The sequence below is a fragment of the Thalassolituus sp. UBA2009 genome, from assembly GCF_002335285.1.
Taxonomy (GTDB): domain Bacteria; phylum Pseudomonadota; class Gammaproteobacteria; order Pseudomonadales; family Oceanobacteraceae; genus Venatoribacter; species Venatoribacter alkanivorans.
Window position 1 is genome coordinate 69624 of record NZ_DDCJ01000101.1, and the last position, 8598, is coordinate 78221.

An 8598-nucleotide genomic window follows, 5' to 3' on the forward strand; every position below is an offset into this window, starting at 1 on the left:
TTATGGAGCAGTGATGAGCCCATCAGCCGCTACATTCAGCCCAGCACAGTGCCGCGCCTGGATGTACTGTCTGCCGACACTTCTCTGCGAAAATTTCATCAGAGTCTGAGCGGTAAAAAAGAAGCCCGGCAACGGATGGCGGAAGCGCTCGGTCGTCTGGCCGAAGACTATGGCCTGATTATTATCGATTGCCCGCCGATGATTACGCCGCAGATGGAGGGCGTCTTGCGGGCGGTGGACCGCATCCTGATTCCGGTTGAGCCTTCGGTGTTATCGATTCGTGCCTACGACCAGATCAAATCCCAGTTTGACTGGGCGAAAAAATCCCAGTGGCTGCCCTTTGTTACCATGATTGACCGGCGTAAGCCGGCACATCTGCGCTGGGTGAATACCGAGCTGCAGAATTATCCGGAAGTGTTGCGCACTTTTGTGGCCTTCTCCGCCAGTGCTGAACGTATGCTGGAGTTGCGCAGCCCGATTGTAGAGCAGCAGCCAGCGGTGCCGCTGGCGCGTAATTATCAGGCGTTGTGGAAGGCGCTGAAGCCTAAGCTTAACCTGCGCTGACTCCGGACAGCGGTGCCGTGCTTTCAGTCAGTGGGCAAGGGGACGGTTTGGAATTGCCTGATGTGCAGGCTGTTGTCGCGTGCTTTACCTGTGGAAAGGCCAGATACACTGCCCAGGCAATAGCCGTGGCATAGGCCAGATTGGTAATCAGCTCAATGTGCGGGTTATTGAGGAATTCACGCTGTGAGGCCAGGCCGCGGATTTTACTGGCCAGTTCAGGATCAAACGCAAGGTGCTGGTTCCACACCTTCTGGTGCAGTCCGGCGTCAATCGGGTAGATACCTTCGGTGCGTCCCTGAGGATGTTGTTGCTGCCATTGAGCAATGGCGACCAGAATATTCTCGGAGGCATGGCAATGCTTGCCGAGATAGTGCAGGGTTGGGCGAACAATGCGCTCACGCAGTTCTTGTGAAGCCAGTTCCATGGGCAGTTCCGCAACTAAACCTCGATTATTGATAGCAGACTAGCGGCAGATACTCCATGAGTGGAATGAAATTTTTGCTTTTAATGTGGCATTCCAATAAATGACATTAATGCATGACACAGTACCGTGCTGGTTTGACAGTCATTGTCACTTTGATTTCGCCTGTCTGGATGACGAGCGTGACGAACAATGGGCGCTGGCTCAGCGTCTGGGGGTTCGTGGTTTATTGGTTCCCGGCGTACAGCGTTCTCAGTGTGAACAGCTGGCGGTTTTCTGTCGTCAGCGGCCATTCTATTATGCTCTTGGATTGCATCCGTACTTTATCGCTCAGCATCAGCAGGATGACCTGAACTGGCTTGAGCAAACCCTGCAGGATCAGCTTTCTGGTCAGAAACTTGTGGCATTGGGAGAAACCGGACTCGACTGGGTGCTGGCGGCGGATGCGGCTCAGCGGGAAGAGCAGTGGTTCTGGTTCCGGGCTCAGGTGGCACTGGCACAAAAATATCAGCTGCCATTGGTTCTGCATATCCGCGGAGCACATGATGAAGCAGTATCTTATCTGCGTCAGCAACAGTTCCCCTGTGGTGGAATGGTGCACGCCTTCAGTGGCAGTGAACAGCAGGGCAGAGCCTGGCGTAAGCTGGGTTTTCGTCTGGGGATTGGCGGGGCAATGAGTCATCCGCGGGCGCATAAGTTACGGCGTACAGTGGCTTCTCTGCCGTTGGATTGCTGGTTGCTGGAAACTGATAGTCCGGATATGAAGCCGGCGTTCTGGGAGCCTGATAACAACAGTCCGGCCAGTATTCCACTGCTGGCAGCAATTCTGGCCAGTCAGCATCACCTGAGCCTGCCGGTATTAGCAGTGCAGCTGGAGCAAAATTTGCGACAAACGTTCCCACGTATGATGGCGGTGGGATAAGGCCGAATGAGCCATTTTGCGTTCCTTTATTGCTGCTGATGCTGAAGGCGCGGGTTTTTAGACAAGCTTATTGCATAAAACGGTGCCAGCTTGCTTTGTCTGTTCAGAGCGCATAATCCTTGTAACGTAGTCACACAAAGAGGTGAGCACTATGTTTGCAAATCATATGTTCGGACTGCTGTACCATCCACGTCGTGAGTGGGATGAAATTCGTCGGGAGCGGGCCGGTTCCATTCTGGAAGTGTTTGTCCGTAACCTGATATTTCTGGCACTGATTCCGCCGGTGTCGCTGTATATCGGTACCACACAATATGGCTGGAGTATCGCCGGCGGTGATGTGGTAAAACTCAGTGCTGAAAGCGCTCTTCCTATGGCTGTCGCTTTCTATTTTGCTCTGCTGTTCGGCGTGGCGATGGTGGCTTACGCAATGTTCTGGATGGAGCGGACCTTTGGTGTCAGTGCCAGCTATGAGCGCTGTCTGATTTTTACCATCTTTACCTCCACTCCTATGTTCTTGTCTGGTTTTATTGGTCTGTTACCGATTCTCTGGCTGGATGTCATGGTCGTGCTGGCTGCGGTTTGTTACAGCGTTTACCTGCTGTATTCGGGGGTTCCCATTTTTATGGATATCCCCGAGGAGCGCGGATTCATTTTTGCCAGCTCGATGCTCACTGTAGGGCTTTGTGCGCTGGTCGGATGTATGGCGGTAACCGTTATCCTATGGGGTATGGGAATGGCGCCAGCATTTGTTTGACTGCATGTGGTGCTCATCGGCCGCGGAGGGACTTTTTACGCCCCTACCGCGGCAGACAGAGTTTTGTAGTGATTTTGTAACACGTGGTTGATCATAGAATCACCAATCAGTAGCCTGCACGCCCCCTGAATATGGCTCAATGGTGATGTGATGAAACGACGGTTTTTGTTTGCTGCATTGATGTGCTCTGTTTTACCGGCCATTGCTGCCGTTGCGCCGGAAGATATTGCCCGCCTTGGGAAAGACCTGACGCCGGTTGGTGCCGACAAACTGGGTAATGGTAAAGATATTCCTGCCTGGAAAGGTGGTCTTCCTCTCGATAAAACGCATAAACCCGGCGCATTTCATGCCGATCCTTTTGCTGCCGACAAACCACGCTTCCGTATCACTTCCGCTAATATCGCAGAGCACCGTTCGCGTCTGACTGATGGCCAGGTCGCACTGCTGCAGCGTTTTCCTGATCTCTACTTTGAGGTTTATCAGACTCATCGCTCCGCGTCTTATCCTGACTATGTTTACCAGGCGATTAAGACCAACGCCAGTCGTGCTGAGCTGATGAAATACGGCGCTGGTGTTACCGGTGCGACGATGTCTTCCCCGTTCCCGGTGCCCGAGAATGGTCTGGAAGTGTTGTGGAACCATACCTTGCGCTTCCGCGGTCACTCTATGGCCTATACCGCTGTTGCATCATCGGTAACTCAGGGCGGGCAGCGTATTGATGCATTACGCGAATACGAATACTTTATTCAGTACAGCATTCCGGGTGCAGAACCTACCGATCTGGATAACAAAATTTTCTTCCTGAAGCGTAAAACACTAGCACCGGCACAGCTTGCCGGTGGTATTACGCTGGTGCATGAAACGCTGGATCAGGTTCGTTCACCACGTAAATCCTGGATTTATGTGCCGGGCCAGCGTCGTCTGCGCCGCACTCCTGATCTGGCGTATGACACCGCTGACTCCAACACCAACTCCATCCGTACCGTCGACCAGGTTGATATGTTTAACGGCGCACCGGATTACTATGACTGGGAGCTGAAAGGTAAGCGTGAAATCTATATTCCGTACAACGCTTACAAGGTTCATCAGGGCACGCTGAAAATTGATGATATTTTGCAGGATCATCACATTAACCCGTCACTGTTGCGTTACGAAGCGCATCGCGTGTGGGTGGTTGAAGCAAAATTACGTCTTGGTTACAGCCATCGTTACTCAACCCGTCGTTACTACGTGGATGAAGACTCATGGTCGATTATCTACGCCGAAGAGTACGATGAAGAAGGCAAGTTGTGGCAGGTTACCGAAGCACACACCATTAACTACTATGATGTTCAGCTGGTTTATCCGACTCTGGAAGTAACCTACGATCTTGAGAGCGGCCGTTACTACGCTGAGGGGCTGGATAACGAACGTGGCGCCACTATCGATTTCAGCCAGGAGCTGGATGCCGACGACTTTTCGCCGAATGCTATCCGCCGCGAGGCTGTGCGCTGACATTCAGCGGTATGGCGATTACACTGGGCAGCAATCTTTGCTGCCCGTGTATTTTGTGACTTTAAATCTCTTCCCGCTTTTCTCTTCTTATTCCCGCCTGTTAAGACTGCCGCTGTTTTGTCTTTGTTTGCCGCTGTGTTCTTTTTGTCTGCCGACGGTGGCAGACGACGGACGATTGCCGGATAACTTTGCTGAACTCTCTGATGATGTGCAGGCGGTGATTCTTGAGTACGCCTTCTTTTCGGAAAAAGCCAATCAGGTCTGGGGACAGGACTTCGAAGAAGCATCGGCCCATGCGATGGTGAAATATCTGGATGATTACCACACCCGGGTTCATATCGACTTTGCAGCCGGGCGTATCCGTGTAGAAAGTGAGCGCAGTAAAACGCCGTTAACGGCAATCCGTCAGGCATTGGTGGCTACGCTGCTGACTCCGGCGGATCCTTCTGCCGTGGATCTGTACACGGCTGCCGATATGGGTATTACCGGCAAACCTTTTCTGGCCGGGCAGGTGCTTGATCAGGACGGCAAAAGTATTGAATACCCCTGGCGGGCAGAGCGTTTCGCGCAGTACCTGACCGAGCATAAAGTACAACATAAAGGCGCACGCTATTGGGTGGACGTCGCCATGGTGCGCAGCCATAAGCAGCGTAGTGCGGAAGGCTACCGACCACAGGTGGAGCGGGCTGCAACTCGCTATAAATTGTCGCCGGCACTAATTCTGGCGGTGATTGAAACGGAAAGCAGTTTTAACCCTTTTGCCGTTTCACACTCCGGCGCCTATGGCCTGATGCAGGTGATGCAGAACACTGCGGGGCGTGATGTCTATCAGCGTATTTATGGCCGTGATGACCGGCCGACACGCAGCTACCTGTTAAATCCGGCGAATAATATTGACGCTGGCAGTGCGTATTTATCGATTCTGCGGGATGTTTATCTGCGTGATATTCAGGGATGGCAAAAGCGCGAGTATTGCATCATTGCTGCTTATAACGGCGGTGCAGGAAACCTGCTTAAAGCATTTCACCCTGACCGCAAAAAAGCTGTTCAGCGCATTAATTCAATGTCGGCCGAGGAGGTGTACCGCACTATTGTGCACAAACACCCGAAAGCCGAATCCCGGCGTTATCTGGAAAAAGTGATAGCTTTTAAAAAACACTGGCTGTAAGCGTTCTCTGGTCTGCTTTTGTGCATATTAATAATTTAAACCGGCGAGTTCTGAGTTCTTTATGTCAATCAACCATGCACCGCTAAAACAGCTGCAGCAGGCATTGATACTGCCTGGGGCGCAGCTTGTTACGGAAAAACTCATACAGGAGCAGTTAACGCTGTGGCTGCTCAGCCTGCCGGACAGTGAATTGACTCTGGATACGCAGGCCATCGGAGCTTTCTGGCAGCGTCTGCCATACTGGGCCTTTGCCTGGGCAGGCGGGCGTGCACTGGCGCAATGGATTGTTGCTAACCCTGATGCTGTTGCCGGAAAGAAGGTGCTGGATTTTGGCTGTGGCTCAGCGCTGGTGGGGATTGCTGCAGCAAAGGCCGGAGCTGCTGAGGTTTGGGTTGCCGATCTGGATGATCATGCACTGCAGGCCGCAGCCGAAAATGCTGCGCTGAATGGGGTAAAGGTTTGGCCGGTAAAAGGGGAGTGGCCGCAGGTCGATCTGCTGCTGGCCAGCGATGTGCTGTATGACATCAGCTCCAGTGCCGATCTTAAACAGCTGATGCTGAGTATTCCCGACTGGATTCTGGCCGAAAGTCGTTTTGTTGCGCCGGACTTTGTTGAGCTGGATTGCCTGCATTCCATGGTCAGTTCGACACTTCCCGCCATTGGTGATTTTGATGAAGCGGTGGAGGTTGAGATTTATTGCCGCGCGGGTCAATCTCGACTAACGTAACCGACTTATCATTAATAACGTTTTAATAAACACTCTCAGGGAGATACTCATGCGCATCGTTATGACGCTGTTGTTCAGCTTGTTGGCACCACTGGCAATGGCCGCTGATCTGACAGAAAAAGATGTAAAACATTGGATGGAAGCCATGCCAGCACTCGAAAACTGGCTGGACCAGCATGAAGATCAGCTGCCGGAAGAAGACTTCAGTGCCGGTGAATCCAGCATTGATGCGATGTTCAATAAAGGGATTGAGCAACTGAAAGCCGCTGGTTTGTACGACGACTTCAGCAAGCAGGTAAAGGCTGGCGGTTATAAGAATATCGAACACTGGGCTGAAATTTCGCGTCGTGTAACCATGGGCTATATGGCGCTGGAAATGGAAAACGAGCAAGTCAGCCTGTCACAACTGGAAGCCCAGCTCGAACAGATCCGTCAGTCTGAAGGTATGCCTGCTGAACAGAAAATGATGATGGAGCAAATGATGGGCGCTTCGCTGATGATGATGCGTGCGGTGGAAAATGTCAGCGAGCAGGATAAATCCGCTGTGCGTCCTTTCCGTCAGCAGCTGGCTGATCAGTTTGCAGAATCCGGTGATGACGACGAATAAAGCCTGCGCTGGCTGCTCTGCTTGATCCTGCGCAATGGCGTATGCCGCTGCGGACGCTATGCTTTAACTATCCACTGTGTTTTATGCCTTCAGGTGATAGTGCCGGAGGGCCACAGGGGTTTTTGAAGCTTGAACGTTGAGCCAGAGCCTTTGAACAGGAAGCAGAGATATGAGTTACTCCACGGTCAAAGATGTACTTGAATACGGCCGTCGCTTACACGAGCACGCGCGTAACCTGTACCAGCAATTGCGGGATCAGACGCAGCGCGAGAGGGTCGATATGATGCTGCAGCTGCTGGCTGCTCATGAGGATACTCTGGCCAAATCGATGGTCAGTATGCAGGAACATGTCAGCCAGAAAGTTCTGACGGAGTGGCACCAGTTTGAACCAGGTTCAATCAGCGATGCTCTGAAAGGCTGCCGCGATCTGCATCCGGATATTTCGGTGGATGAGTTAACCAGGGTTGCATTGAAAATCGATGATTATCTGATCGGCCTGTACCGGCAGATGCTCAGTGAGGCGACCAATAACGACTCACGGCAATTGTTTGAAAATCTGATTGCACTGGAAGAGTCTGAAAAAATGCGTACCGTCCGTGCTGCCCTGTCTGCCAGTGATTGGTAGAACAGCACAGCACCCGGCAATAAAAAAAGCGGCTACTGGCCGCTTTTTTTATTGGCTGAGTCAGTCTGCCTCAGCCATATCTTCCACTGTTTCCTGACGTGAACGGCAATTACGCCGGTAGGCGGCCGGAGTTTCGCCCGTCCATTGTTTGAACGCCCGCTCAAACCCCCTACGGTCAGAAAATCCCAGCTCAATGGCCAGTTGCTGCACGTCGGTATGACCGCGTTCCAGAGCCTGCTTGGCCTTCTCAAGCCGTACATCACGCAGCAGGGAAGAGAACTGGCAGTTTTCTTCCTGCAGGCGACGGGTCAGGGTACGGCTGCTGGTACTCAACAGATCGGCGACCGCCTCTTTGGTGATCGGAATGGAGTCCGGCCACTGATACAGGATATGCATCACCTTGCGGCTGAAAGCCTGTAGTTGGCTGAAGCGGGTCGTCGATAGCTCTGCCTGGCGGCGAAGGGCATTGAACAGTTCAGGGTTGGCCTGAGCCAGTGGTTTATCCAGCAGTTTGCCGGAAAACGAGATCCAGTTATGCGGCTGATTGTACTGAATCGGTATACCAAAGAACTGTTCCAGCCGGTCACGGTAGGAAGGTGCCGGAAAGCGGAAGCCAACGCCCTGAACCTGGTAATAGCTGCCACCGAAGGCTTTCCCTGCGGTATGAATGCTGGCCGCAATAAACTCGCTGCGGGCATGGCTGCCAAAGGCGCTGCCATCGGCAACGTAGTACAACACCTTAATGCTTTCATGACCGACAAAGAGATCGGGTGAGCGGGTATCACTGATCAGCGAATAATAGCGGCGCAGAATGGTCAGAGCTTCCCGGCCGGTCTGGCAACTGCTCAGCAGGAATCCCAGCAGGTAAAAGCTGGGCAGGTCGAGGTGCTGTCCGGCAGCAAGGCCGATGGCAGGTTCGTTAAGCAGTTTGCTGGCCTGTTCCAACAGCCGGTCGAACTGGCTGATGGACATGCGCTGACTGGAAACATGCTCGGTTCTGGCCTCCTGGCCTGGCGACAGCAAATCCATGCCGGAGAAACCTTTGCTTTCCAACAAACGCAACAATGGCTGCAAAGCCGCCGTCGTCAAAGTATTGGTCGGATGCGAACTCATATGCTCGATTTTTATTGTTGTTATTTTTTGTTCAGATAACGTACCACCTGTATTCCATACACGCCAGACGATGATGCAACTTTTCTGTAAATTCCTGGTCGTTGCGGGAAAAATACCTAAAAAACAAAATGTTAGGCTTGACAGCATGAGGGGTCATCCGTATTATTCGCAGCCTCTGACGCGGGATGGAGCAGTCTGGTAGC

Annotated in this window: 10 protein-coding genes; 8 read left to right on the forward strand and 2 right to left on the reverse strand. The window is 52.5% G+C overall.

Annotation, left to right across the window (positions count from 1 at the left end):
- Positions 1-564: ParA family protein (locus B3P58_RS12815; protein WP_286717948.1), on the forward strand; the 564-nt coding region annotated here is incomplete at its 5' end.
- On the opposite strand, the gene B3P58_RS12820 is transcribed toward B3P58_RS12815, so the two are convergent.
- Complete coding sequence (locus tag B3P58_RS12820) at positions 551-988, reverse strand: hypothetical protein (protein WP_145470071.1); 438 nt, start codon at positions 986-988, stop codon at positions 551-553. The two genes, B3P58_RS12815 and B3P58_RS12820, sit on opposite strands and share 14 nt — an antisense overlap.
- Positions 989-1097: 109 nt before the next feature.
- On the opposite strand from B3P58_RS12820, the gene B3P58_RS12825 reads away from it, so the two are divergent.
- From B3P58_RS12825 to B3P58_RS12855, 7 genes are all read left to right on the forward strand, one after another.
- Positions 1098-1907: a TatD family hydrolase gene (locus B3P58_RS12825; RefSeq protein WP_286717952.1), complete on the forward strand. Its 810-nt coding sequence runs from the start codon at positions 1098-1100 to the stop codon at positions 1905-1907.
- Between the two features lie 151 nt (positions 1908-2058).
- On the forward strand, positions 2059-2661 hold the full coding sequence (locus B3P58_RS12830) for a Yip1 family protein (protein ID WP_145470073.1): 603 nt from the start codon (positions 2059-2061) through the stop codon (positions 2659-2661).
- A 150-nt stretch (positions 2662-2811) separates the two neighbouring features.
- Complete coding sequence (locus B3P58_RS12835) at positions 2812-4155, forward strand: DUF1329 domain-containing protein (protein WP_286717955.1); 1344 nt, start codon at positions 2812-2814, stop codon at positions 4153-4155.
- A 175-nt stretch (positions 4156-4330) separates the two neighbouring features.
- Entirely contained in the window at positions 4331-5323 is a 993-nt protein-coding gene (locus tag B3P58_RS12840; protein WP_286717956.1) for a murein transglycosylase domain-containing protein, read from the forward strand.
- A 61-nt stretch (positions 5324-5384) separates the two neighbouring features.
- Positions 5385-6050 carry a class I SAM-dependent methyltransferase gene (locus B3P58_RS12845; protein ID WP_286717959.1) on the forward strand — a complete coding sequence of 222 codons (666 nt, stop codon included), beginning with the start codon at positions 5385-5387 and terminating at the stop codon, positions 6048-6050.
- 49 nt (positions 6051-6099) lie between these two features.
- Positions 6100-6657, forward strand: coding sequence for a hypothetical protein (locus B3P58_RS12850; protein ID WP_145470076.1), 558 nt, complete (start codon positions 6100-6102; stop codon positions 6655-6657).
- 169 nt (positions 6658-6826) lie between these two features.
- Positions 6827-7282 carry a hypothetical protein gene (locus tag B3P58_RS12855; protein ID WP_145470077.1) on the forward strand — a complete coding sequence of 152 codons (456 nt, stop codon included), beginning with the start codon at positions 6827-6829 and terminating at the stop codon, positions 7280-7282.
- 60 nt (positions 7283-7342) lie between these two features.
- On the opposite strand, the gene B3P58_RS12860 is transcribed toward B3P58_RS12855, so the two are convergent.
- Entirely contained in the window at positions 7343-8395 is a 1053-nt protein-coding gene (locus B3P58_RS12860) for an AraC family transcriptional regulator (RefSeq protein WP_186435995.1), read from the reverse strand.
- Between the last annotated feature and the right edge of the window lie 203 nt (positions 8396-8598).

Coding starts and splice junctions, on each gene's coding strand:
- B3P58_RS12830 (WP_145470073.1), top strand. CDS start 2,059: ATGTTTGCAAATCATATGTTCGGACTGCTGTACCATCCACGTCGTGAG.
- B3P58_RS12860 (WP_186435995.1), bottom strand. CDS start 8,395: ATGAGTTCGCATCCGACCAATACTTTGACGACGGCGGCTTTGCAGCCA.
- B3P58_RS12855 (WP_145470077.1), top strand. CDS start 6,827: ATGAGTTACTCCACGGTCAAAGATGTACTTGAATACGGCCGTCGCTTA.
- B3P58_RS12820 (WP_145470071.1), bottom strand. CDS start 988: ATGGAACTGGCTTCACAAGAACTGCGTGAGCGCATTGTTCGCCCAACC.
- B3P58_RS12845 (WP_286717959.1), top strand. CDS start 5,385: ATGTCAATCAACCATGCACCGCTAAAACAGCTGCAGCAGGCATTGATA.
- B3P58_RS12825 (WP_286717952.1), top strand. CDS start 1,098: ATGCATGACACAGTACCGTGCTGGTTTGACAGTCATTGTCACTTTGAT.
- B3P58_RS12835 (WP_286717955.1), top strand. CDS start 2,812: ATGAAACGACGGTTTTTGTTTGCTGCATTGATGTGCTCTGTTTTACCG.
- B3P58_RS12850 (WP_145470076.1), top strand. CDS start 6,100: ATGCGCATCGTTATGACGCTGTTGTTCAGCTTGTTGGCACCACTGGCA.